Source organism: Staphylococcus sp. MZ3 (assembly GCF_018622755.1).
Taxonomy (GTDB): Bacteria; Bacillota; Bacilli; order Staphylococcales; family Staphylococcaceae; genus Staphylococcus; species Staphylococcus aureus.
In genome coordinates this window covers 1,159,217-1,183,121 of sequence record NZ_CP076026.1, presented here as the reverse complement: position 1 = coordinate 1,183,121, position 23,905 = coordinate 1,159,217, and the positions used below count along the sequence as shown (strand labels likewise).

Here is a 23,905-nt window from a genome sequence, read left to right as displayed (position 1 = left end):
TTGCCCCTTATTTAAGTATTTCAGCTACACGTAATTTCGCGCTTCGTGCTCTGTTATTGTCATCTAAATCTTCTTCTGTAGCGGTAATCGGTTTACGATTAACACGCTTTAACTTAGGTGTATATGCTTCTGGTATAACTGGCAATCCTCTTGGTACCTCTGGACCTTTTTCATATTCTTGGAACACCTGTTTACATAAACGATCTTCTAAAGAATGGAAAGTGATTACCGAAATCCTGCCGTCTACTTTCACTAATTCAATCGCTTGTTCTATTGAATCTTCAAAAGCTGACAATTCATCGTTTACTGCAATTCGTAGTGCTTGAAATACTCGTTTTGCAGGATGTCCGCCTTTTCTTCTTGCTTTTGCAGGAATACCTTCTTTTATAATGTCAACTAATTCTAATGTTGTTGTTATTGGTTGTTGTTCACGATGTGCTTCGATTCTTCGAGCTATCTGTTTTGAAAATTTCTCCTCGCCATAACGATAAAAAATCTTCACTAACGCTTCATATGACCAATTGTTAACAATTTCATATGCTGTTAGTTCTTGTGTTTGGTCCATACGCATGTCTAATGTTGCGTCATGGTGATAACTGAATCCTCGTTCTGGAATGTCGAGTTGTGGGCTTGAAACACCCAAGTCGTAATAAATTCCATCTACTTTTTCAATGTTTAAGTCTTTTAATATTTGAGTTAATTCACGGAAGTTGCTATGAACAAAAGTCACCTTATGCAAATGATCCTTTAATACCTCTTTAGCATTATCAATTGCAGTTTGGTCTTGATCGATTGCTATTAATCTTCCGTCGTCATTTAATTGATTTAGTAAATAAAGGGCATGTCCCGCTCCACCTAGCGTACAGTCAATGTACACACCATTTTCTTTTACATTTAAATAATCAATGGTTTCGTTTAACATAACGCTGATATGATGAAACACTTCAATTCCTCCATTTTAAAAATCAAAATCTATTAAATCTTCAGCAATATCTTCGAAACTTTCTTCAGATTCTTCATAGAAATCATTCCAAGTTTCTCTATCCCAAATCTCAATACGATTTGAAACACCAATTACTGTACATTCTTTAGTTAAATTAGCGTATTTCCTCAAGTTTTGAGGGATGTTAATACGCCCTTGCTTATCAAGTTCTACTTCAACAGCACCAGAGAAGAACATACGCATAAACTTACGTGCGTCTTTTTTTGTCATAGGTAAGGTTTTCATTTTCTCTTCAATCTGTTGCCATTCGTATAGAGTGTAACCGAATAAACATTTATCAAGGCCTCTTGTGATAATAAAACGCTCATTTAAGTCATAACGAAACTTGGACGGTATAATCATACGTCCTTTTGTATCTAATTGATGATCGTATTCTCCCATGAACATTTTTTATCACCTCACCTTATATATAATTTACCACATCTCCCCACTATCCACCACTATTTATACAAAATTTGTGAAATTTATTTTAAAAAACAAAAAAATGCCCGATTTATCATTAAGATAAATCGGGCTAAACCCTTGGTATATTAAGGTTTTATAATAATATGATCAAAAGTGTAAGAAAGTGGTGGATAGGTGGAGGGCTTGAACACATCTGTCCCAAAATCATTCAAAATTTGAAGTGGATTCCATATTCTTTCTTGTAATCCTCCCATTGGATGGAGTGTTTCTTGAATTTCTCTAAATTGCTTCATACTGATGTCGTTTTCTCTTTCAATGTTTAAAAGATAACGTTTTAACAAATAATCATACTGTTGTATATGAATTTCATTATTTTTATTCACAAGGTTAATATTATTTTGATTCCCCGCCACTTCATCTAATAAGTCTTTGTTTAGACGACGCTGTTGTTCAATCATACCTTCTACCTTTTCAATAAATTGATGTGATGCTTGTTCTCTAATAAACTTACTTCTTTCTCCTTCAACACCATCGACTAACACTTTTTCTAATGGAATATTGTATTTCGAAAGTAATTTTTCTATACGGTCATTTAAATAAGTAATTCTAAGCCTTGGCATCACGATAGGCATTTCAACATCAAATAGTTCAAATACATCTTTTAGTTCAGCCCAGTACTTAATTTCACTCGGTCCTCCAACAAATGCCACCGTGTTAAATAACCATTCTTCCATTAATGGTCTTGTCACTACATTATTAGAAAATAATTCAGGTTGATTTTCCGCAATATTTATAATTTCTTCCTTTATATATGTCTTATCTGTTTTATTTAATTTAAAATGTTTACCATCATACGAAACTAATTGACGCATATTTTCATCATGTAAGAATAAATGAACATTTGTATCTGTTTGTATCATCGCATTCAAGCCTTGATTTTGAGTACGTTGTTGTGTTGCTCTAAAAGCATCATCAAGCAACTGATGTTTTTTCAAAATCTTTTTAAACATAGGCGCTTCCATTTTTCTTAACGGCTCAAACTGCGCATCTATAAATAGAACGCCATATGCTTTAAATGTTTCATGCAGTAGTGCTTTAAACATATCAGTCCACGAGTCATATTGGTCAATAATTCTGTCACAAATCTCCAGTAGACCTTGTGTATGAACAGTTTCTTTCATATGAATGAACATCGTTTTTAAAGTTTGTTTCAACTCAGCCTTATCAGGATAATATCTAGAGACAGTCGTCTCTGGCATCTCCATTGTATGATATTTAACCTTATGCAGCGACCCATGATTTTCGTTATAAACAAATGTATGATTCACTTCATCGAAATCATGATCTTCTCCTGCAATCCAAAAAACTGGTACTACTTGTTGCTTATGTGTATCCGTTAATTCCTTAGATAAAGTAATGATTGAAAATATTTTATGGAATGTATACAATGGTCCCCCGAAAAGCCCTGCTTGTTGTCCACCAATCACAACTTTTGAACCATTAGCTAAATGTTGTATGTTTAATTCTTGTTCACTAGAAAGCTTTAAATCACTCATATATTCACGAATAACATTCGCTAATGCCGCTTCTCTTCCATTATTTTCTTTAGACATCCTTTTTTCAAAACTAGTTTGTTGAGCTGCATCATATTGAAATAATCCTGTTATTACAGGGTCACTGCTCTTTATTTTTGGTATAAACTGATCTTTTTCATTTAAACTAACTACTTTACAGTCCATGTTTTTTCTCCTTAAGTACGCGATTACAAACTATAGTATAAAGTCTATACCGGTGATTGACAATTTTACGGCTTGAAAATCAATTTAATCATGGAAAATTTATAATATTCATTGTTTTACATTTTCAAATCAATGAAAAACACAAGTGGTTTAATGTATAATAATAGTAGTAAACAAATAAGGGGTAGATAAATATGAGTGAAATCAAACGTCTTGAAATTAATTACAAAACTGACGAATTATTCGAAAACTTTAGAGCGTTTGGCAACAAAGACTTATACATGGTCAATGAGTTAAACGGTCAAATGATTGATGCAAGTTCAGATTCACCATTTTATGGCATATTTGTCGGAGATCAATTAGGAGCTAGAATGGCATTACTAAAAAAAGGTGATGTCGAAGAAATCTACTTCCCAGATTTTGAAGATTATATATTATTATGGAAGTTAGAAGTATTACCAAAATATCAAAACAGAGGGTACGCTTCAGAATTGATTGATTTTGCAAAGAGTTTCAATATGCCAATTAAAGCCATTGGCAGAAATGATTCTAAGGATTTCTTTTTACATCATGGATTTACAGATGTGGAAGCTAAAAATATAGAGGGACATGATGTCTTATTGTGGAAACCATAAGATAATAATATTCGACACTACGAGCATGAAAATGCATCTTTTCGTAGTGTCTTTTTTACAATTACTTTCTTAAGCTAATATAAGTAAATCATTTTCAAATTATTTGTCTTAACGTACAATATCATTTAGTTGTTTCCATGAATTAATTTCATAATCAGGTATAATTCCTGGATTATGATCAAATCCTCTAAAATTAAACCAGCAAGTAGCTATACCCGCATTGATTCCACCTAGAATGTCAGATGTTAAAGAATCTCCAACTATAATCGAGTGCTGTCTTTCATCCTCACCAATATCATTAAAAACATAATTAAAAAATTCCGGATTAGGTTTTTGATATCCTGTTTCCTCAGATATAAATATCTTTTTAATATATTTATGCAACGGCGTCTGATTTAACCTTCTCTTTTGCGTTTCGGTTACACCATTAGTAACAATATATAAATCATGTCTTTTCGATAATTCGACAATTGTTTCTAATGTTTGATCAAAGTATTTAACTTTAGCTTCTGCTAATCCATTTCTAAATAACACATCTGCACGATGCCCATCAACTTCCATTTGATGATGTTTGAAGTAATTCACAAATCGTTCTGATAATACTTCAGACTTCGTTAATTTATTTTGTTGAAAAGCTTCCCAATGTTGGTGATTGATTTTTTTAAATGTTAAAAAATCATCCTTTGTTGCTTTATGATTAAAAACATTCGCCATATAGTGAAACGCCCATTCTTCTGCATCATAAAAATCAACAATTGTATCATCAAAGTCTATCAAAATATTTTTATATCCCAATTTCCCCATCTCCTATATTGTCTATGTATCTAAATCTTAACAGAGGCTCAAATTTCTGCAAATAAAATAAACTGAGTGCATAACATTAAAGTATGCTCACCCAGTTTATTTTAAAGAATATTAGTTATTATATTAGAATCCAAATAATTTACCTAGTAAACCCACACCGTTAGCAACGATGTCTACGATACTTGTGCCTAATTTCACACTATCATGTTGTTGTGCAGCTTGCACAGTATTTGCGATTGCTTCTGCTAGTCCAGTCATTTAAATCTCTCCCTCACCTTTGAAATAATACTGATTACTTACATAACATATTGAAATTAGAATCCGAATAATTTACCTAATAAACCTACGCCATTTTCAACGATGCTCACAATGCTTGTGCCTAATTTTGCGCCATCATTATTAATTGCTGCAGTTACGGTATCTTTAATTGCGTTAAATAAACCTTCCATTGAAAACACTCCTTAAAATTTAAATTTGAAGATAACAAAAACGTGCGTAGCTTTTAAATCACCGAAATGTTATTCGCTTAACGTTTTGTTGTTGTTATTTTAAAATAAATTTGATGCAATTAGTTTGTTTATCCGCACAACATCTTATAATGTACTTAACTGTATTTTAAAGAGAAAAGAAATACAGTTAGGCATTCAAAACTGTATTTAACACAATTAAGTTGCCTGAATTCGTATTTAAGTCTTATTGAACCTTTTTAGATAAATAGCTCTATAATAGTGAAAAATATAAACATTTTTTATTTACAAGGTATTGCTAATTTTAGTTCATTTAGATATAATAATTCTTGTGTTGTTAAACGTGTCCTGGTAGCTCAGCTGGATAGAGCAATGGCCTTCTAAGCCATCGGTCGGGGGTTCGAATCCCTCCCAGGACGTTTATAGGTATTTTTATACGCATTACCAAACAAAAGAGTTCCGTGATTACGGGGCTCTTTTTGTTTGGTTCTCCACCAAATGTGGTGGGTATATAATTTAAAGAACTATTTTTAAAATACAACTTTTAGAGTTTTTATTATTAGGCGTCCAGTCCATTATTGGGCTTGGTTGTCTTCTTTTTTTCTCCTTTGTACAAGCTGAAAATCATCATTATACGTGCTTTAAAGTTGTTGAAATTTCTGTAACCAAAAGAAATTCGCTTGATTAATTTTATCTTATTATTAATTCCTTCTATAGCACCATTATTAAATGCTGGGTAATAAATTGTATTTCTTAACATCCTTTGATGTTTTCTATAATATTTAACCGCTTTCCATACACCCTTACTCACAGACTTTTTACTAACTGAATTTAAACGATTAATAAATTTAGGCCAATTACATAACCTTAGGTCTTTTCGTAATCCTTGGACAAGTTCGTAGGAGTGTCGTAGTATATCGTCTTTTGAAAGCATGAATTCTACAATGTCAGATGAGCGTTTATAAGCCTTAAAAGATTTATTCCATCTGTATTTACTAAATATGGTTTTACTAGTATCCATCAATAGGACTTTCCAGTTATTCTTAAAAATTGTATAATCAGGTCCTTTTTTATTACGGTATTCATTCATAACTTGTACACGATACTTATTAAGTTCTCTATTTAAATGTTGAACGATATGGAATCTGTCAAAAATAATAGCTGCATTAGGAAATAGGTCGCGAAATAATCGGACATAGGGTTCATACATGTCAATAGTAACCGTCTTAACTTGTTGTCGATTTTTTAAATCGAATCGCTCGAAATAGGCACGCAAGAATCTTGTAGTTCTATTTTCTAAAATATCTATAACATCATGAGTATCATTATCTATAAAAATGAAACTCATTGATCCAGTTACATTTTTAACGCTTTTAAATTCATCCATAGCGATGTGTTCTGGTAAACAATTAAAGGGTTTAATTCGTAATGAATTAGCCGCTTTAGTTCTAATACGACTTACAGTAGATGGAGAGATACAGTTATCTTCTGCAGTATCAATCTCTGTTTTAACTTTAGTAGCTTCTTCTATAACTTTTTGAGTAACACATCTTGAGATAAAACACGACTCATCAACAATTGACGTTTTAGCAGTAAAAGTGCCATTGCATTCTAAGCATTTAAAACGTTGTTTAGCTAAGTTGAGGTATGTGTTATACCCTTGAGTTTTAAGTAAAGTAATACGAGAAACACGCTTACCATGTTTATGAATTTGTCCTTCATTTTTAACTCCACAACAATAACAGGCCGAAGGCTTATACGTTAGTACAGCATTAACCACTGTTGCTTTTTTTCCTTTGATAATGACGTCAATTTCTTGGTTTATATATTTTATATTTTCATCTTTTATTCTTAGTAATTCTAAGGTATCATTACACATAGGCGCACTTGTCTCCTTTAGTTTGGGTTTGGTCACTTTAAATTATAGAGGCAATTGCGCTTTTTGTGTATTAAAAAAAGCAGGAAGTTTTACCTTCCCACCATAAAAGATGAAGAACCTTTTGTTTTGAATTTCAGTAATATAGTATGATGCGTCACCAAAACGTCCCCCGCATAAGCCCCGAAAATACAGTAGTAAAAACAAGTATGCTTATTCGTTATAGATTTTTTTGACACACAATTGACACGCGTCTGACACTTGTTTATACATTTTTAATTAAGTAATTTTGCGCTCAAATTCCATCTATACTGCACCTGAACTACACCAACACTACACCAAGATTTTTAACACTCACCATTTGCATGCGTAGAGATTTTTATTATTATATTATTCCTATAGATTTTGATACTATTCAAAATTTTAGGGACTTTTCAGGGGCCCGAAATCCTATAATTATAATTATATACATCTAAAAAAAATAACCACGTCCATCGAGACGTGGTTTTTTAATTATTTAACTCACTAATTATTCTTCTTAATTTTCATTGCTAAATATACTATTGGCAAATTTATAAAGTAGTTCAGCGTTTTTCAATGACATATTGTCTAATGATCTTTCATTTTTTCTCATTCTGTGTATTGTGCTTTGTGGAACTCCTGTTTGTTTCGATATATGTAAACTGCTCAAATCACTGTCTAATAGTTTTTGAATTTGATTTCTCATTTTGTACACCCCCTTGTAAATCTTCAATCATCATTTAAATTAAATAATTACTTTTCCACATATTCCAATATTTAGGTTGCAAAGCATACCTCAAATATCATTAATTTTGAGATTTAAATGTCAATTATGTGTCTATCAATCCAATATACATACTCTAATAACGTAATAGTACACACTCTTCTTATTAATTGGCTATAGCTATCATGATATAATTAGTGAAGAAAATCACATAAGAAAGGTTGTAAATCATGAGACTTCAAAAAGCACCTCTAGTAACGTCAGGACTAGTCTTAGGATTATTAGGCCTGGGTAATCTATTAAAAGACTTATCTCTTACTTTAAACGCTGTTTGCGGAATCTTTGCTTTCTTGATTTGGATTCACCTTTTATGTACTATGATCAAATATTTTAATAATGTGAAAGAACAATTAAACAGTCCTCTAGTTTCATCAGTGTTCACAACATTTTTCATGTCTGGCTTTTTAGGTACTACTTATTTAAATACATTTTTTAGTAACATAACTTTTATCAATAGCTTAATAACGCCTATTTGGATTTTATGTCTTGTGGGAATTATGACGCATATGATTATTTTTTCAATAAAATATTTAAAAGATTTTTCACTTGAAAATGTTTATCCTTCGTGGACTGTACTTTTTATTGGTATTGCTATCGCAGGATTGACGGCACCCGTTAGCGGATATTTTTTCATAGGTCAATTAACAGTAATATATGGCTTTGTAGCTACTTGTATTGTCTTACCTATAGTTTTCAAGCGATTAAAAGCATTTCCATTGCAGACGTCAATCAAACCGAACACATCGACAATTTGTGCACCATTTTCTTTAGTCGCTGCAGCATATGTTATAGCCTTTCCTAAGGCGAATGCTTTTATCGTAATTATATTTTTAATATTAGCTCAAATATTTTATTTTTATATCATTATACAATTGCCTAAATTACTAAAAGAACCTTTTTCGCCCGTATTTTCAGCTTTCACATTCCCTTTAGTAATCTCAGCAACTGCTTTAAAGAACAGTTTGCCTGTACTTATGTTTCCAGACATTTGGAAAGGTCTTTTGTTTATCGAAGTGTTATTAGCCACTGTAATAGTACTTAGAGTCTTTATAGGATATCTTCACTTCTTTTTAAAAAAGGAAAAACAAGATAAATTTCTTCGTAATGCGTCTCAGTAACACTATTACCAAGAATTAACACGCATATTTAATAACTAAAAAAGAGGCAGGTAATCTTGCCTCTTTTTAGTGTATATCAATGCCTCTTTGATTTAATATGATCTTATCAATGATACCTTCTGACTAAAGCTGTAGTAACTATACTAGAACGTCTAGTTCATAAACACGTTTCACTCTAACCTTTATTTAAATAATATATAAGCAGCAAACGCCAAGGCTAATATACCAATAAAATAATTAATAAAGATTTTTATTTTAGTCTTTATAATAGTTGACAAATTTTATCACCTCTAAATATCGATAAATTAAACGCCGTTATTTTTCCTTTGCCTATCTTTTATCATTTCAGAAGGTACTCCGAAAATAAACATCAGAATAAATAATATAATTGGCAAATGTGGTATGTTTTCTAGCAAATACCATCTTAACTTCCAATCAAACACCATATTTGCATACGCCACAAAATATTTACTAAATAATAATACTACGCATATTCCAGTTAGTGTATCTAAAACCTTTGTCAAATGTGTCATTTATAGCCATCCTTTATATATGCTATTTTCACAACCATATGTGTCATGTGTTACAAAAACTGTTTACAGCAAATACATATTTACCACGATAAATATAATATACCATAGATCTAACATTACATTAAAAACAAATTTTAAAAATATCATTATTAAATAGAGCATTGTATCAATTACTTACTAGTGTTATGATTACCGTCATTATTTTCTTAATCAAAAATAATAATGCACCTCGCTTAGTTTAGTATTTCTACAAACCTACGAGATGCATAAAACCCAATTAGTATTTTTATAATATAGCATTTCAAATTATGAATAAATTAGTACTTGCGTAATTAGTACTCCGCCACCGAAAATCAATACAAAAGCAACTACCGGCCATACAAATCGGAACCAATGTGAATATCGCATGTTTAACATTTGTAGTGTGGCCATAACAAGTCCAGTCGGCGCTAAGAATAACATCGCATATTGACCAAATTGATATGTCGTAACGATGACGAATCTTGGTATACCTACTGTATCAGCTAGTGGTGCAAAGATAGGCATTGATAATACCGCTAATCCAGAAGATGATGGCACGATAAAACCTAAACAGAAGAAAATAAATAGTAATACGATGATAAATAATGGTCCACTCATATGTTGAACTAAAGATGATGAAAAGTGTAAGATTGTATCTGAAATCATACCTTCATTCAACACTAAATTAATACCTCGAGCTAAGCCAATAATTAAAGATACACCTACTAAACTTGATGCGCCATTGACAAATGCATCTACAGTTCCTTTTTCTCCCAATCCAGATTTACCTGTCCCAGCAATAAACATTATTATAATTGTAAATATTAAAAATGCTGAAGCCATAACTGGGAACCACCAACCTTGCGTCATAACTCCCCATACCATAATTGGAAATGGTAGTACAAATAATGTAAGGATTATCTTCTTACGCAAAGTAAAATGAGCACTATCGTCATCTTTTAATACAGACCATTGCTGTTCAAAAGCATCTTTGTCTTCATAAGAATATGACGCTTTAGGATCTTTTTTAATTTTTTTACAGTACCAATATAAATAACTAATAACAAAAATCGCACCGACAATACAAGCGCCTATTCTCCAATACAAGCCATCCGTAAAAGTTGTACCAGCGGCATTAGAGGCAATTACAACCGAGAACGGGTTAATAGTTGAAAATGTACTTCCGACAGAGCTGGCAAGGAATATGGCACCAACTGAAACGATAGAATCGTATCCTAACGCTATAAATATAGGGACTAAAATCGGATAGAATGCTACAGCTTCTTCTTCAATACCACATAATGTCCCGCCGATAATCATTAGTATTGATACAAACACAATTAGCATAAATTCATGCCCTTTTGTTTTCTTCGTTAAAGCTAACAATCCCGATTCAAAAGAACCACTGGCTTGAACTACGCCAATAAGTCCCCCTAGTACAAGAATGAATACCATGATATCGACCGCTTCTATCGTACCTTCAACCATGCTACTTGTTATTTGTTCTGGTCCAGCTGGATGTTGCTTTAATCTTTCATAAGTATTCGGAATTGATACCGGCTTATTAATTGCACCTGATTTAAATTGTTCAATCTTAATTTTAACTCCCATTTTGTCTAGTTCCTGTTGCGTACCCGGAACCTTTTTCACTTGGTTATGAGGGTTAACTATCTTTAGTTCTTGGGATGAAGGTTCGTAAGAAAGTTTAGAATATGCACCAGCAGGAATAACCCATGTTGCTATAACTGCAACAACCGTTAAAATGAATAAAATCATAAATGCACCTGGCATTTTTAATTTAAATCGTTTTTTCTTTTCACTTTCATTAATTGTATTTTCCACGGTTTCATCTCCTTCGACATTTAACCTAGCATTTCTACCTTAAAGATTTTATAAATATAAATTAAGAAAGTGCACCCCGCATCAAAATAGAGGCATTATTTTCAGGGGGTGCACATAAATAATAAAAATCATGCATTTGACATATAGTAATTGAAAAGCGTTTCAATTCAATTACTTTTTAATCACAGTACCTACTTTACCCTCTAAGGCAGCATCTAATTCATTTAATGATGTTATAAGCACACTTCCTTTTGGATTGTTTTCAATAAATGATATGGCTGCTTCAATTTTTGGTAACATACTTCCTTTTGCAAATTGATTTTCGTCTATATATCGTTTTAATTCATCAACATTTGTTGTTTTCAAAGGCTGTTGGTTTTCAGTGTTAAAATTAATATATACATAATCAATTGCTGTTAAAATAATCAATTGATCGCATTGAATATTAGCACCCAACAACGCACTTGTTTTATCTTTGTCTATAACTGCATCAATACCTTTAAAACCATCATGTTGCTCTCTAATTACTGGTATACCTCCACCACCAGCAGCAATAACGAGTGTATCATTTTTAATAAGTGTTTTAATACTCTCTAATTCAATAATAGAGATGGGTTGTGGTGAAGGAACAACACGTCTATACCCTCTTCCAGCATCTTCAACAAATATAAATCCTTTTTCTTTTTGAATTTGTTCAGCTTCTTCTTTGTTGTAAAATAACCCAATTGGTTTTGAAGGATTGTTAAATGCCGGATCATTTTCATCAACTTCAACTTGTGTCACTAGTGTTACCACTTGTTTATCCATTCCAATAGAATGCAATTCATTTTGTAAGCTTTCTTGTAATTGATAGCCGATGTAAGCTTGACTCATTGCGCCACATTCAGCAAATGGAAATGCCGGACCTTGGTTATGTTCTGCAGCATAGTTAAGTCCCAAATTAATGCTTCCAACCTGTGGTCCATTACCATGACTAATAACAATCTCATGTCCTTTTGTTATTAATCCTACTAATGATTTCGCAGTATTTTTAACAAGCTCGAGTTGTTCTTGAGGTGATTTTCCTAAAGCATTACCACCTAATGCTACTACTATTTTCGCCATCATATTCACTTCCTTATATCATTTAAAATTCACCCAATGTAGCAACCATCACTGCTTTGATTGTATGCATTCTGTTCTCAGCTTCTTGGAATACAACTGAAGCTTTACTTTCGAATACTTCATCTGTAACTTCCATTTCTCGAATTCCATATTTTTCAAAAATTTGTTGACCAATTTTCGTATCAGCATTATGGAAAGATGGTAAGCAATGCTCAAAAATAACATTTGGATTACCAGTTTTATCCATCATTTCTTTATTTACTTGATATGGTTTCAATAATTCAAGTCGTTCTTTCCATACTTCATCAGGTTCACCCATTGATACCCAAACATCAGTGTAAATTACATCCGAACCTTTTACACCTTGGTCAATATCATCTGTGATTAATATGTTGCCACCATTTTCAGCGGCAATATTTTTACAGCGATTTAATAATTCATCTGTTGGATTTAATTCTTTTGGACAAACTAAATGGAAGTTCATACCCATAATGGCAGCACCTTGCATTAATGCATTTGCAACGTTATTACGACCATCTCCAACATATGTAAAGTTAATATCTGCATAATCTTTTTTTAAGACTTCTTTTGCTGTTAAGAAATCAGCAAGAACTTGAGTAGGATGATCTTCATCAGTTAAACCATTCCACACCGGTACGCCTGAATATTCAGCTAAAGTTTCTACTGTTCTTTGTGAAAAACCACGGTATTCAATGCCATCATACATTCCACCAAGCACACGTGCAGTATCTTTAGTTGTTTCTTTTTTACCCATTTGTGATCCAGTTGGGCCTAAATAAGTTACATTTGCACCTTGATCATGCGCTGCAACTTCAAATGCACATCGCGTTCTTGTAGAATCTTTTTCAAATAACAGTGCAATATTTTTATTTTTTAACATAGGCTTTTCAGTGCCAATATATTTAGCACGTTTTAAATCCTCGGAGAGTGTTAATAAGAATTCTACCTCTTGTCGTGAAAAGTCTAATAAAGTTAAAAAACTTCTGTTTCGTAAATTTTTCATTAATAACAACTCCTTTTATTTTAGTTACACCTAAATTGTAAGCGCATACAAAATAAACACAACCTACTATTAAAATTTGTAATATTTTATCAATAATCAAATGAACATTTTATTAATATTAAATTTAAGTAGTAGGAAATAATTAAAATAAGTACTACATTTAAAGTATAACTATTTTTCAAGTAGTTAGAAAATTCAATTATCAAACAATTTAATGCAATTGATTAGAGAATAATTCTAACGTGTCGTTTTTAATATATAACTCCCGCCTACTTTATTAAGTACTGTTTCTGTCCAAAACTTAAAAATGATAAGTTTTGCTTAAATAACACTACTAACTGTTTAAGTTTATTTAACATAGTTTTAGCTTTTATTTAATTCCGAATCGGTGTAATAGCTTATATACTTTGGGTAATTCACGCAAAGGAGATTTTCATATGAAAAAGAACATCATGAATAAATTAGTTTTATCAACAGCATTGTTACTTTTAGGAACTACATCAACACAACTTCCTAAAACACCAATCAGTTTTTCATCTGAAGCAAAAGCCTATAATATCAGTGAAAACGAGACTAATATCAATGAACTAATCAAATATTACACTCAGCCGCATTTTTCATTATCTGGAAAATGGTTATGGCAAAAGCCCAATGGTAGCATTCATGCAACATTGCAAACGTGGGTTTGGTATAGTCATATTCAAGTGTTTGGATCCGAGAGTTGGGGAAACATTAATCAGTTAAGAAATAAATACGTTGATATATTTGGAACTAAAGATGAGGACACAGTTGAAGGTTACTGGACTTATGATGAAACATTTACTGGTGGTGTTACGCCAGCAGCTACTTCATCTGATAAACCTTATAGACTATTTTTAAAATATAGTGATAAACAACAAACTATCATCGGTGGACATGAATTTTACAAAGGAAATAAACCAGTATTAACTTTAAAAGAATTAGATTTCCGTATTCGTCAAACATTAATAAAAAATAAAAAGTTATATAACGGAGAATTTAATAAAGGTCAAATTAAGATAACTGCTGATGGAAATAATTACACGATTGATTTAAGTAAAAAGTTAAAATTAACTGACACAAACCGTTATGTTAAAAATCCTAAAAATGCACAAATTGAAGTCATACTCGAAAAATCTAACTAACCTATTACCTTTTGTAAATGCGGATAATTTCAATTATCTAATTAACCCCTTTTTATAATTAAACATTCCAACAATACTCAAAGGAGAAATTCGAATGAACAATAACATCACGAAAAAAATTATTTTATCAACAACATTGTTACTATTAGGTACAGCATTTACACAATTTCCTAATACACCTATCAATTCTTCATCTGAAGCGAAAGCTTATTATATAAATCAAAACGAAACTAACGTTAATGAGTTAACTAAATATTACTCGCAAAAATATTTAACCTTCTCTAACAGTACGTTATGGCAAAAAGATAACGGTACGATTCATGCAACGTTGTTACAGTTTTCTTGGTATAGTCATATTCAAGTTTATGGACCTGAAAGTTGGGGCAATATCAACCAATTAAGAAATAAAAGCGTTGATATTTTTGGCATAAAAGACCAAGAAACCATTGATTCTTTTGCATTATCTCAAGAAACGTTTACTGGTGGTGTTACTCCTGCAGCAACATCTAACGATAAACACTATAAACTGAATGTAACATATAAAGATAAAGCAGAAACGTTTACTGGCGGATTTCCAGTTTATGAAGGCAATAAGCCTGTTTTAACTTTAAAAGAATTAGATTTTCGTATTCGTCAAACATTAATTAAAAGTAAAAAATTATATAATAATTCTTATAATAAAGGACAAATTAAAATAACAGGTGCAGACAATAACTACACAATAGATTTAAGTAAAAGGTTGCCATCAACTGATGCAAATAGATATGTTAAAAAACCTCAAAATGCAAAAATTGAAGTTATCCTCGAAAAATCAAACTAACAATAATAATGGAGTTAATAAAAATAATCGCAAATACTATATTGACTTCGCTCACATTTAAATTTCTTATTCCTCGTATCATGATTCCTCTGAAAGGAGATGTTCTAATGTGTAAGAACATCACGAAAAATATAATTTTAACGACAACATTATTACTATTAGGTACAGTATTACCTCAAAATCAAAAACCAGTATTTAGTTTTTACTCTGAAGCTAAAGCTTATAGTATTGGTCAAGATGAAACTAACATCAATGAATTAATTAAATATTACACACAGCCTCATTTTTCATTTTCAAATAAATGGCTATATCAATATGATAATGGAAACATTTATGTTGAACTTAAGAGATATTCATGGTCAGCACATATATCTTTATGGGGCGCTGAAAGTTGGGGAAATATTAATCAGTTAAAAGATCGTTACGTAGATGTGTTTGGACTAAAAGACAAAGATACTGATCAGTTATGGTGGTCTTATAGAGAGACATTTACAGGTGGCGTTACACCAGCCGCAAAACCTTCTGATAAAACTTATAATCTTTTTGTGCAATACAAAGATAAACTACAAACGATTATTGGTGCGCATAAAATATACCAAGGCAATAAACCAGTATTAACATTGAAAGAAATCGATTTCCGTGCACGAGAAGCGTTAATAAAAAATAAAATATTATATAACGAAAATCGTAATAAAGGTAAGCTTAAGATCACCGGTGGCGGTAATAACTACACTATTGATTTAAGCAAAAGATTACATTCAGATCTAGCAAATGTTTATGTTAAAAATCCTAATAAAATAACTGTTGACGTCCTCTTTGATTAGTATATGAAGGTGACTTATACTTCATGCACTTTAATTCCAAATCAGATTATTTAAATGATAATTTTTAAAGTGTATGATGTATATAATAGGTGAAATTTTCTATATATTTAAATGGAATTGGGAGTAGGAATGTGACAGAAATGGTATTTTATAAAATTTATTTCGTTGTCACTCCCCAACTTGCACATTATTGTAAGCTGACTTTTCGTCAGCTTCTGTGTTGGGGCCCCGCCTATAATTGAAAAATGCTTGTTACATGGGCATTTTCATTCGGTCAACTACTACCAATATAATATTGTAGAGCCTAAGACATTGATTTATTATGTCTTAGGCTCTATTCCTTCATTTAATGATTTAATTATTTTAGCAATACTTTATTGTCCCATGATTAATGTTCTTTTAATGAGACATAGTAACTATAAAGTTTAATAATCGTTCTAAATCTAGCATCTTCTAGTTTGGTTTTCCCATTTCTTAAATCTTGTACTGTTTGATATGGAACTCCTGAATTTTTCGAAATTTTATAGCCTGATTCAGACTCAAACAAAGATTGAAGAGAGTTTATAATATTATTCAACTCTGTCATTTTTAATCCCCTTTCTTGAATTAACAATATACAATGTTGTTATTAAAACAGTCAGTGTATGGATAATTTCATTTCCTAAAAATATATTCAGCCATATAATAATAAGAAATACGATATAAAATAGTTTCATTTTAATCCCCTATCATATATTTATTAATCAAATTTCAATAAGATTCATAATTAAAAGCTAACCTATACTCAAAATTTTCTTATAATGCCTCTAACTAAAAATCTACATTTTATTTTACATATGATATTTTACACTATATTAAAAATACATACGATACTTTTTCATTATCTATTAGATATTTCTATGTAATGGCAAAAATTATTCCCGACGAAATTCCAAACATAATTAATACCCTTTTTCTCTATTTCTATTTATTAATTTACAGTAGTTAATATATAGTTAATTTTTATTTAATAGTTAATTAATTGATTTAATTCTAAGATATTTGTATTTTTATATTGTAATCGATTACATTATTAAATCAAACAAATCATTAGTTTTAAAGAAATTAATCAATAAAATTAGCTATGTCTTTTCCTTATTTCATAAAGAATTTATTCAACTTTGACTAACCCTCGAAATTGAAATGCTTCCTTTCAAATTTTAAATAAAAGTTAAAAACATATTCTTAAAATAATCACTCATCATCACTCAGTAATTTATCAGTTGCTACATTAAATATACTAATATAAACGATTATAAATATTTGATATGTCTCAACTGCAATATTCTAAATTGACATATTGATTATTGTTTCCTCAAATCGTTTAAAAAAATAGAAGGATGATGAAAATGAAAACACGTATAGTCAGCTCAGTAACAACAACACTATTGCTAGGTTCCATATTAATGAATCCTGTCGCTAATGCCGCAGATTCTGATATTAATATTAAAACCGGTACTACAGATATTGGAAGCAATACTACAGTAAAAACAGGTGATTTAGTCACTTATGATAAAGAAAATGGCATGCACAAAAAAGTATTTTATAGTTTTATCGATGATAAAAATCACAATAAAAAACTGCTAGTTATTAGAACGAAAGGTACCATTGCTGGTCAATATAGAGTTTATAGCGAAGAAGGTGCTAACAAAAGTGGTTTAGCCTGGCCTTCAGCCTTTAAGGTACAGTTGCAACTACCTGATAATGAAGTAGCTCAAATATCTGATTACTATCCAAGAAATTCGATTGATACAAAAGAGTATATGAGTACTTTAACTTATGGATTCAACGGTAATGTTACTGGTGATGATACAGGAAAAATTGGCGGCCTTATTGGTGCAAATGTTTCGATTGGTCATACACTGAAATATGTTCAACCTGATTTCAAAACAATTTTAGAGAGCCCAACTGATAAAAAAGTAGGCTGGAAAGTGATATTTAACAATATGGTGAATCAAAATTGGGGACCATATGATAGAGATTCTTGGAACCCGGTATATGGCAATCAACTTTTCATGAAAACTAGAAATGGTTCTATGAAAGCAGCAGAGAACTTCCTTGATCCTAACAAAGCAAGTTCTCTATTATCTTCAGGGTTTTCACCAGACTTCGCTACAGTTATTACTATGGATAGAAAAGCATCCAAACAACAAACAAATATAGATGTAATATACGAACGAGTTCGTGATGACTACCAATTGCATTGGACTTCAACAAATTGGAAAGGTACCAATACTAAAGATAAATGGACAGATCGTTCTTCAGAAAGATATAAAATCGATTGGGAAAATGAAGAAATGACAAATTAATGTAAATTATTTGTTCATGTACAAATAAATATAATTTATAACTTTAGCCGATAACTTCAGAAATGATGTTTTTCGGCTAATTTTTATACTGAATTTAGTTTAATTAACTTATGATATTTTTAATTTAAACTATGTACTTGATTTGCTTTCCTGACTTAAAAATTAGACTAAACATGACACTATATGAGGTAATTTTTAAAATAAGAAATTTGAATTCCATGTTGTCAAACCCTTTATATAAAAGTTTTGAAATTGTTCAAAACTTTTTGAACACATTATGTGTTAATATATTTGCAGAATTATTTTAAAATCGTTTTAAAACTATACTGAAATAAGAAATTTAAAAGTATAATTAGTACATATAATTGAAAAAGATTTCTAGAAATACAATTAATGTTCATCTAGATATTGTACGAAGTTGTATGAATAAGTTAAACTTAAGTTGAATCAATTTAAATGTTCAAGGAGGTTAACAAATGGTTTTTAATGATTGGGAAATTAACGTTGTATACTCAGGAGAGCATGAGGTTGTAGCAAACGAAAAGAGTTTATTTGTCATTGACGAATTTTACGATGTTGCAATCGCAATCTATTATTTAGATGGAAAATTAAAAGTAGCTCATGTCAACTATGGTTCTGATTTTACAATTGACGTAGCTAATAAAGTTTTTGAATTGAATATTCAAAATCCAAATGTTGATGAGCATTAAATATTAAAAAGCATTTAGAATCATAAAGAGCATACTATATATAGCCTTTTACATGTAAAGCAAATGAAAATTAGATAATCTAATTATTTCAACATTAAACAATATATCATTATAAAGAAGTTTTTAAAATAGAAGTATAAGGTGGTGAACAAAAATTAACATTGTGTATAACATTATAGTATATATAGCATGCATGATTAATTTCGGATTAATTATAGTCCCATTATTAACAACAAATGATGCGGATTTTGTATGGACTTCTTCATCATTAATATATATGATTCTTCTTACGTCGATTATCCTAATAGTTTATATTAAAACTAAAGATAGCTTACAGTTAACGATATTTATACTTAATATAGCCTTAATTATTCTATACTGTGCACCATTACTATTCATTTATGTATTCTAGTGCTTCATTAATATTTTAATGCATCAGTTTAAGTAAATTCCATTTGGAAAATAAAAAGCAAATATCATCATCAAATTAACATATTTAACGTTATACTTTCATAAAATTTGAAACAATTGAACATCCTTACTTTAGCTTTATATCTTTATTTCAAGTCATGTTTTCAACTATTTTAATGAATTAAACATATATTATAAGGAGTCAACATCATGAATAAACATATAAATAAAAAAGCCGCAAAACTACTTGAAGATTATAAAAAGGTTCAACAAAGAAAATCGAAAGAAACTGATAGAGGTTGTTTGAAAAGTGTCATCATGCTTATCGTCTTATTTTTCTTAATTATTTTTGGTATTGTGGCATGTTCTACAAACGTAAACTTTTTCTTCCAGTAAAAGAGTGAGATAGAAATGATAAAGAACCACTAATGATTTATTATGTAGTGGTTCTTTATCATTAGCTGTAGCTAATGTGTACTTAAAAAATGAATACATGAGTAAAGCTCATGCATAAGAAATACTAATTGCTAAAGAAAAAGTATTTCTTTATCGATGTCCTACCCCAACTTGCATTGTCTGTAGAAATTGGGGTTCCAATTTCTCTATGTTGGGGCCCCGCCAACTTGCACATTTTTGTATGCTGACTTTTCGCCAGCTTCTATGTTGGGGCCCCCGCCAACTTGCATTGTTTGTTGGAATTGGTGATCCTATTTCTCTCTGTTGTGGCCCCGCCAACTTGCACATTTTTGTATGCTGACTTTTCGCCAGCTTCTGTGTTGGGCCCCACCCCAACTTGCATTGTCTGTTGAAATTGGTGATCCAATTTCTCTATGTTGGGGCCCCGCCAACTTGCATTGTCTGTTGGAATTGGTGATCCTATTTCTCTCTGTTGTGGCCCCACGAGTATTGAAAAAACTTGTTATAAGCTTATTTTCATTTAGTCAACTACTACCAATATAGCACTAGAACTGGAAATGATAATTTAATATTGTACACTTTTGATTGTTTAAACATGTACATATTTTAAAAAATAGGAGAGCAAAGTAAATAATTGATATAGTTATTTTGAGAGTAATCCTAGGAACTATTGTATTTATATTTGTCTCCCCTACTTTTAAATGTCATTCATTATACATAAGCATTTTGATATAGAATTTATCACATATGCAAATTGAAAACAGGTTAAGACCATTTTTTGTCTCAACCTGTTTTATTTATTATCTATTTATAATTTCATCAATTTCTTTGTATATTTTTTCTAATGCAACTTTAGCATCAGCCATTGATACGAAATCATTTTTCTTAAGTGCCGCTTTAGCTCTATATTCATTCATCATAATCGTACGTTTATAATATGGATTTAAGCTTCCTGCAGCTAATGCATATACATTCGATTTGTTAAGTAAAGTTCTTAATTCTTCTGCTATGCGTTTATCATGAAACTGACTTTCAGTTAAATATTTGTCCAGACTACTTGCATCTGCTTTATTCCCTTCTATAGTTGCTATCCCAGTTGATGATAAAAGTAATGCTAATGTTCCTGTTAATATATATTTTTTAAATTTCATTATAAGCTCTCCTTAAAATTGATACTTACTGAGTATATAGTCAATTTCAGGACAATTACATTAACCTGTCATTAAATAGATTACTTTTTTCATTAACAAAAATTAACATAACATTTAATTAATTATTTCCAGATATCAGCAACGATTGAAGTTTTATTTAACTAATCCTTGTTTTAATACATTATCAATTCGCTCTTGTAAGACCATTTTCTTAACTTTGTATTCAAACGAAACTAAGTTGACTGCCTTTTGTGCTTTTCTGTGTGCACTGACAGTATGTGTTTTTTCAAATTCTCTCACAAGATTTTGAGCTTGAATCAATTTTTGTTCTTTTTTAATAGTTGCATCAGTTTTCGCTGCTGGTTTATTAAATTGTGGACGCGCACCATATTCGAATGTACCATCGTTAAATTCTAAAATATTATAGTCATGTTTGAATTTAATATATTTAGGTGTTGAGTTAAATTTTGGTCTAGATTGATATTTAAAAGTACCATCATTGTACTCTACGATATTGTGATTAATACTCACTGGTTTCTTTTCTCTTGGACCGTATCCTTCGCTCGCATCTGCTGTTGACGCAATTGTAGTTGTAGTAATACCTATTGCCGCTATTGTTAATAAAGATTTTGCTATCAATTTATTTTTCATGTTAATTATCCTCCAAATTATTATCTTACATTTATTAAGTTATCCTATTTATACAACTTTTGAAATTAACTAATTATTAATTAACTATAAACACTTTATAATATAGACAAAATATAGTTATCTATCTTGTGACTCATCAGCACTGATACACTAGTCAAAAAATTCACGCCTCTACTTTTTCGAATTTCAAAAATAAAACCACACAACAAAAAAAGACACCATTTGAAAGTTGGTGTCTGATGGTATAATTTCATAGATTTTATTTGTAACTTCTCATTCTATAGTTAAATATTGTGACCCAGCTAATGATTAACGTTGGTAGAATTACTAAATTCAAATTAGACACGTCAAAAAAGACAGATTGGAAATTGTCGATATTAATATCATTAATGTCCATTTTTTCATTTACTGCTTGATAGATCGCAAAGTAAACTAAGAACCATTGAATTAAATGCTCTAAAACGACAACCTCTGTCAAATCGACATTCTTTTTTCTAAAAAGTAATCTAACTATAAATAATTGGAATATACTTGAAATCAAGATCAATATAATACCCATTAAGAAAAAACTACCAAAATCAATTGTGATAAATTGAATAATACCATAAATAATTACGGCAGATATTGCCAGTGAAATATATCCTATAAAGATAAATACCACACCCATAAAGAGTGTCTTTAAGAACAGAAAAGGCTTCTTTCTATGTGTAACCAAATAGCTCAATATACAAAGTAGTAATAGAATTGTTAAAATTTTAATTATCATCGTTTGACCTCAATATATTTATTTATATCTTTATTATTGACCACGAAAAATAACAATCACTTAAGTGATTGCCAATAATACTCAATGCCTACTCTATAGTAATCTTGGCACGTGATTTTACACTATTTTATCTATTTAAAAATGTAAGTGTTGAATTATGCTTACTTCGAAAATGCATAATTCAATTAAATAGTATAATTTTTAACTTATATATTAATCATAACATATCAACCTTAATTAGAATATATCTCTTATTTCTTTATAAGTAAAATTATACATATTAATTACTTCTCTACTATGAATCATTTCTTTGTTTTATAAACATTAATTATCAAAAAAGCTATATGTATAACAATTTGGAGTGTTTGTCTACCCAACATTGCAAACAAAATGCAAAGAAATATATATCGTTTTAACAATAAAAATTATCCAATCATAGTTGAGCGACGTTTACTACTATTATTATACTATCAACAAATTCAATAATACCTCAAATAAAAATAATACCATCAAATTCATCATTATTCTTTTTCGATTGCATTAAACCTTATTAATTTGCACTTAATTTTAATTAATGAAGTGTTAACTGGTAAATGCATGAAACCGTTTGTAAAATAGCAGTGTACTCGCATTAGTAAGTACAAATTTATTTTACAGGGAGAACTTATTATGAAAAAAAATATCACAAAAACTATTATCGCATCTACAGTAATCGCTGCAGGTCTTTCAACTCAAACTAATGATGCTAAAGCTTTCTTTAGTTATGAATGGAAAGGTTTAGAAATCGCAAAAAATTTAGCAGATCAAGCTAAAAAGGACGATGAACGTATTGATAAGTTAATGAAAGAGTCTGATAAAAATCTAACTCCTTACAAAGCTGAAACTGTTAATGATCTGTACCTTATTGTTAAAAAATTAAGCCAAGGTGATGTGAAGAAAGCAGTTGTCAGAATTAAAGATGGTGGTCCTAGAGATTACTATACTTTTGACTTAACTCGTCCTTTAGAAGAGAACAGAAAAAATATTAAAGTTGTTAAAAACGGTGAAATTGACTCGATTTATTGGGATTAATTAACATACTGAATTAAATAGTTGTACGCCAAACGTTAGAAAACAATGCTAACGTTTTGGCGTGCTTTTTTTATTTTAAGTAACTTCTAATTTATTTAGCATCTTTACGACTGTTTAATAAAGCACGTATGATTAACACGGTTGCCACTATATCCGTTACAATTTTTATGATTGTTAATACATTCGATTTCCTTTTC

At 30.5% G+C, this 23,905-nt stretch carries 26 protein-coding genes, 1 tRNA gene and 2 pseudogenes; 11 read left to right on the top strand and 18 right to left on the bottom strand.

Going from position 1 to position 23,905, the window contains the following annotated elements:
• Nucleotides 1-7: 7 nt before the first annotated feature.
• The 3 genes from rsmH to bshC all read right to left on the bottom strand — a co-directional run bounded on the left by rsmH (nt 8) and on the right by bshC (nt 3,147).
• Nucleotides 8-943: a 16S rRNA (cytosine(1402)-N(4))-methyltransferase RsmH gene (rsmH, locus tag KI230_RS05795; RefSeq protein ID WP_000468384.1), complete on the bottom strand. Its 936-nt coding sequence runs from the start codon at nt 941-943 to the stop codon at nt 8-10.
• Between the two features lie 15 nt (nt 944-958).
• Complete coding sequence (mraZ, locus tag KI230_RS05790) at nt 959-1,390, bottom strand: division/cell wall cluster transcriptional repressor MraZ (RefSeq protein ID WP_214958345.1); 432 nt, start codon at nt 1,388-1,390, stop codon at nt 959-961.
• A gap of 143 nt (nt 1,391-1,533) precedes the next feature.
• Complete coding sequence (bshC, locus tag KI230_RS05785) at nt 1,534-3,147, bottom strand: bacillithiol biosynthesis cysteine-adding enzyme BshC (protein ID WP_000340475.1); 1,614 nt, start codon at nt 3,145-3,147, stop codon at nt 1,534-1,536.
• 194 nt (nt 3,148-3,341) lie between these two features.
• Between bshC and KI230_RS05780 the strand changes: the two genes are divergently transcribed.
• Nucleotides 3,342-3,782 carry an N-acetyltransferase gene (locus KI230_RS05780; RefSeq protein ID WP_001289711.1) on the top strand — a complete coding sequence of 147 codons (441 nt, stop codon included), beginning with the start codon at nt 3,342-3,344 and terminating at the stop codon, nt 3,780-3,782.
• A 108-nt stretch (nt 3,783-3,890) separates the two neighbouring features.
• Here the strand turns inward: KI230_RS05780 and KI230_RS05775 are convergent, their stop codons facing one another.
• The 3 genes from KI230_RS05775 to KI230_RS05765 form a co-directional block, all read right to left on the bottom strand.
• Nucleotides 3,891-4,586 carry a YjjG family noncanonical pyrimidine nucleotidase gene (locus KI230_RS05775; protein ID WP_001788648.1) on the bottom strand — a complete coding sequence of 232 codons (696 nt, stop codon included), beginning with the start codon at nt 4,584-4,586 and terminating at the stop codon, nt 3,891-3,893.
• A 123-nt stretch (nt 4,587-4,709) separates the two neighbouring features.
• Complete coding sequence (locus KI230_RS05770) at nt 4,710-4,844, bottom strand: beta-class phenol-soluble modulin (protein ID WP_000147103.1); 135 nt, start codon at nt 4,842-4,844, stop codon at nt 4,710-4,712.
• Between the two features lie 56 nt (nt 4,845-4,900).
• Nucleotides 4,901-5,035, bottom strand: coding sequence for a beta-class phenol-soluble modulin (locus KI230_RS05765; protein WP_000398672.1), 135 nt, complete (start codon nt 5,033-5,035; stop codon nt 4,901-4,903).
• A gap of 363 nt (nt 5,036-5,398) precedes the next feature.
• Between KI230_RS05765 and KI230_RS05760 the strand changes: the two genes are divergently transcribed.
• Nucleotides 5,399-5,472, top strand: a tRNA-Arg gene (locus KI230_RS05760).
• Between the two features lie 56 nt (nt 5,473-5,528).
• Here the strand turns inward: KI230_RS05760 and KI230_RS13760 are convergent.
• The 3 genes and pseudogenes from KI230_RS13760 to KI230_RS05750 all read right to left on the bottom strand — a co-directional run.
• Nucleotides 5,529-5,594: pseudogene (locus tag KI230_RS13760) on the bottom strand (hypothetical protein); the annotation flags it as partial.
• 18 nt (nt 5,595-5,612) lie between these two features.
• The gene (locus tag KI230_RS05755; RefSeq protein ID WP_214958344.1) at nt 5,613-6,932 is read right to left on the bottom strand and encodes an ISL3-like element IS1181 family transposase; all 1,320 of its coding nucleotides are present in this window, start codon (nt 6,930-6,932) and stop codon (nt 5,613-5,615) included.
• A 535-nt stretch (nt 6,933-7,467) separates the two neighbouring features.
• Nucleotides 7,468-7,656, bottom strand: coding sequence for a hypothetical protein (locus KI230_RS05750; protein WP_001245802.1), 189 nt, complete (start codon nt 7,654-7,656; stop codon nt 7,468-7,470).
• Nucleotides 7,657-7,904: 248 nt separating this feature from the next.
• Here KI230_RS05750 and KI230_RS05745 point away from each other — a divergent pair, with 248 nt between their 5' ends.
• Nucleotides 7,905-8,852, top strand: a complete 948-nt coding sequence (locus KI230_RS05745; RefSeq protein WP_001239283.1) for a TDT family transporter — start codon at nt 7,905-7,907, stop codon at nt 8,850-8,852.
• A gap of 305 nt (nt 8,853-9,157) precedes the next feature.
• On the opposite strand, the gene elxI1 is transcribed toward KI230_RS05745, so the two are convergent.
• The 4 genes from elxI1 to argF all read right to left on the bottom strand — a co-directional run bounded on the left by elxI1 (nt 9,158) and on the right by argF (nt 13,376).
• Entirely contained in the window at nt 9,158-9,385 is a 228-nt protein-coding gene (gene elxI1 / locus KI230_RS05740; RefSeq protein WP_000149420.1) for an epilancin biosynthesis-related protein ElxI1, read from the bottom strand.
• A gap of 306 nt (nt 9,386-9,691) precedes the next feature.
• Nucleotides 9,692-11,248, bottom strand: a complete 1,557-nt coding sequence (locus KI230_RS05735; RefSeq protein ID WP_000432070.1) for a YfcC family protein — start codon at nt 11,246-11,248, stop codon at nt 9,692-9,694.
• A gap of 171 nt (nt 11,249-11,419) precedes the next feature.
• Nucleotides 11,420-12,352 (bottom strand): carbamate kinase, encoded by a 933-nt coding sequence (gene arcC, locus KI230_RS05730; protein ID WP_001074342.1) that lies wholly within the window; start codon nt 12,350-12,352, stop codon nt 11,420-11,422.
• 22 nt (nt 12,353-12,374) lie between these two features.
• Nucleotides 12,375-13,376: an ornithine carbamoyltransferase gene (argF, locus tag KI230_RS05725; RefSeq protein WP_000793607.1), complete on the bottom strand. Its 1,002-nt coding sequence runs from the start codon at nt 13,374-13,376 to the stop codon at nt 12,375-12,377.
• A gap of 437 nt (nt 13,377-13,813) precedes the next feature.
• On the opposite strand from argF, the gene KI230_RS05720 reads away from it, so the two are divergent.
• The 3 genes from KI230_RS05720 (at nt 13,814) to KI230_RS05710 (ending at nt 16,183) form a co-directional block, all read left to right on the top strand.
• Complete coding sequence (locus KI230_RS05720) at nt 13,814-14,539, top strand: superantigen-like protein SSL14 (RefSeq protein WP_000739531.1); 726 nt, start codon at nt 13,814-13,816, stop codon at nt 14,537-14,539.
• Nucleotides 14,540-14,633: 94 nt separating this feature from the next.
• A complete protein-coding gene (locus KI230_RS05715) occupies nt 14,634-15,359 on the top strand; it encodes a superantigen-like protein SSL13 (RefSeq protein WP_001063552.1) in 726 nt (241 codons plus the stop codon).
• Nucleotides 15,360-15,466: 107 nt separating this feature from the next.
• Entirely contained in the window at nt 15,467-16,183 is a 717-nt protein-coding gene (locus tag KI230_RS05710; RefSeq protein ID WP_000335234.1) for a superantigen-like protein SSL12, read from the top strand.
• Between the two features lie 388 nt (nt 16,184-16,571).
• Here the strand turns inward: KI230_RS05710 and KI230_RS05705 are convergent, their stop codons facing one another.
• Both KI230_RS05705 and KI230_RS05700 read right to left on the bottom strand, forming a co-directional pair.
• Nucleotides 16,572-16,796, bottom strand: a complete 225-nt coding sequence (locus tag KI230_RS05705; protein WP_001802045.1) for a hypothetical protein — start codon at nt 16,794-16,796, stop codon at nt 16,572-16,574.
• Nucleotides 16,753-16,899 carry a hypothetical protein gene (locus KI230_RS05700; RefSeq protein ID WP_000765708.1) on the bottom strand — a complete coding sequence of 49 codons (147 nt, stop codon included), beginning with the start codon at nt 16,897-16,899 and terminating at the stop codon, nt 16,753-16,755. Before KI230_RS05700 ends, KI230_RS05705 begins: the two co-directional genes overlap by 44 nt.
• 672 nt (nt 16,900-17,571) lie before the next feature.
• Here KI230_RS05700 and hyl point away from each other — a divergent pair.
• The 3 genes from hyl (at nt 17,572) to KI230_RS05685 (ending at nt 20,048) form a co-directional block, all read left to right on the top strand.
• Nucleotides 17,572-18,531 (top strand): alpha-hemolysin, encoded by a 960-nt coding sequence (hyl, locus tag KI230_RS05695; protein WP_000857489.1) that lies wholly within the window; start codon nt 17,572-17,574, stop codon nt 18,529-18,531.
• 476 nt (nt 18,532-19,007) lie between these two features.
• Nucleotides 19,008-19,241, top strand: a complete 234-nt coding sequence (locus KI230_RS05690) for a hypothetical protein (protein WP_000231631.1) — start codon at nt 19,008-19,010, stop codon at nt 19,239-19,241.
• A gap of 621 nt (nt 19,242-19,862) precedes the next feature.
• Nucleotides 19,863-20,048 (top strand): hypothetical protein, encoded by a 186-nt coding sequence (locus KI230_RS05685; protein WP_001032814.1) that lies wholly within the window; start codon nt 19,863-19,865, stop codon nt 20,046-20,048.
• Between the two features lie 821 nt (nt 20,049-20,869).
• Here KI230_RS05685 and scb read toward each other — a convergent pair.
• From scb to KI230_RS05670, 3 genes are all read right to left on the bottom strand, one after another.
• The gene (gene scb, locus KI230_RS05680) at nt 20,870-21,220 is read right to left on the bottom strand and encodes a complement inhibitor SCIN-B (protein WP_000669537.1); all 351 of its coding nucleotides are present in this window, start codon (nt 21,218-21,220) and stop codon (nt 20,870-20,872) included.
• A gap of 153 nt (nt 21,221-21,373) precedes the next feature.
• Nucleotides 21,374-21,871 (bottom strand): complement convertase inhibitor Efb, encoded by a 498-nt coding sequence (gene efb, locus KI230_RS05675; protein ID WP_000791580.1) that lies wholly within the window; start codon nt 21,869-21,871, stop codon nt 21,374-21,376.
• A 259-nt stretch (nt 21,872-22,130) separates the two neighbouring features.
• Nucleotides 22,131-22,637, bottom strand: coding sequence for an SA1002 family membrane protein (locus KI230_RS05670; RefSeq protein WP_214958343.1), 507 nt, complete (start codon nt 22,635-22,637; stop codon nt 22,131-22,133).
• Between the two features lie 669 nt (nt 22,638-23,306).
• Between KI230_RS05670 and KI230_RS05665 the strand changes: the two genes are divergently transcribed.
• Nucleotides 23,307-23,708 carry an FPRL1 inhibitory protein FLIPr gene (locus tag KI230_RS05665; RefSeq protein WP_000739570.1) on the top strand — a complete coding sequence of 134 codons (402 nt, stop codon included), beginning with the start codon at nt 23,307-23,309 and terminating at the stop codon, nt 23,706-23,708.
• A pseudogene (locus KI230_RS05660) lies at nt 23,668-23,760 on the top strand (hypothetical protein). Before KI230_RS05665 ends, KI230_RS05660 begins: the two are co-directional and overlap by 41 nt.
• Nucleotides 23,761-23,905: the final 145 nt, after the last annotated feature.

Bases quoted from the DNA above. Each gene is read 5' to 3' on its own strand.
- arcC (WP_001074342.1), bottom strand. From the start codon at position 12,352: ATGGCGAAAATAGTAGTAGCATTAGGTGGTAATGCTTTAGGAAAATCA.
- KI230_RS05700 (WP_000765708.1), bottom strand. From the start codon at position 16,899: ATGAAACTATTTTATATCGTATTTCTTATTATTATATGGCTGAATATA.
- KI230_RS05755 (WP_214958344.1), bottom strand. From the start codon at position 6,932: ATGTGTAATGATACCTTAGAATTACTAAGAATAAAAGATGAAAATATA.
- KI230_RS05670 (WP_214958343.1), bottom strand. From the start codon at position 22,637: ATGATAATTAAAATTTTAACAATTCTATTACTACTTTGTATATTGAGC.
- bshC (WP_000340475.1), bottom strand. From the start codon at position 3,147: ATGGACTGTAAAGTAGTTAGTTTAAATGAAAAAGATCAGTTTATACCA.
- efb (WP_000791580.1), bottom strand. From the start codon at position 21,871: ATGAAAAATAAATTGATAGCAAAATCTTTATTAACAATAGCGGCAATA.
- elxI1 (WP_000149420.1), bottom strand. From the start codon at position 9,385: ATGACACATTTGACAAAGGTTTTAGATACACTAACTGGAATATGCGTA.
- KI230_RS05690 (WP_000231631.1), top strand. From the start codon at position 19,008: ATGGTTTTTAATGATTGGGAAATTAACGTTGTATACTCAGGAGAGCAT.
- KI230_RS05665 (WP_000739570.1), top strand. From the start codon at position 23,307: ATGAAAAAAAATATCACAAAAACTATTATCGCATCTACAGTAATCGCT.
- scb (WP_000669537.1), bottom strand. From the start codon at position 21,220: ATGAAATTTAAAAAATATATATTAACAGGAACATTAGCATTACTTTTA.
- argF (WP_000793607.1), bottom strand. From the start codon at position 13,376: ATGAAAAATTTACGAAACAGAAGTTTTTTAACTTTATTAGACTTTTCA.
- KI230_RS05780 (WP_001289711.1), top strand. From the start codon at position 3,342: ATGAGTGAAATCAAACGTCTTGAAATTAATTACAAAACTGACGAATTA.
- KI230_RS05685 (WP_001032814.1), top strand. From the start codon at position 19,863: ATGAATAAACATATAAATAAAAAAGCCGCAAAACTACTTGAAGATTAT.
- KI230_RS05775 (WP_001788648.1), bottom strand. From the start codon at position 4,586: ATGGGGAAATTGGGATATAAAAATATTTTGATAGACTTTGATGATACA.
- KI230_RS05750 (WP_001245802.1), bottom strand. From the start codon at position 7,656: ATGAGAAATCAAATTCAAAAACTATTAGACAGTGATTTGAGCAGTTTA.
- mraZ (WP_214958345.1), bottom strand. From the start codon at position 1,390: ATGTTCATGGGAGAATACGATCATCAATTAGATACAAAAGGACGTATG.
- hyl (WP_000857489.1), top strand. From the start codon at position 17,572: ATGAAAACACGTATAGTCAGCTCAGTAACAACAACACTATTGCTAGGT.
- KI230_RS05770 (WP_000147103.1), bottom strand. From the start codon at position 4,844: ATGACTGGACTAGCAGAAGCAATCGCAAATACTGTGCAAGCTGCACAA.
- KI230_RS05720 (WP_000739531.1), top strand. From the start codon at position 13,814: ATGAAAAAGAACATCATGAATAAATTAGTTTTATCAACAGCATTGTTA.
- KI230_RS05710 (WP_000335234.1), top strand. From the start codon at position 15,467: ATGTGTAAGAACATCACGAAAAATATAATTTTAACGACAACATTATTA.
- KI230_RS05745 (WP_001239283.1), top strand. From the start codon at position 7,905: ATGAGACTTCAAAAAGCACCTCTAGTAACGTCAGGACTAGTCTTAGGA.
- KI230_RS05715 (WP_001063552.1), top strand. From the start codon at position 14,634: ATGAACAATAACATCACGAAAAAAATTATTTTATCAACAACATTGTTA.
- KI230_RS05765 (WP_000398672.1), bottom strand. From the start codon at position 5,035: ATGGAAGGTTTATTTAACGCAATTAAAGATACCGTAACTGCAGCAATT.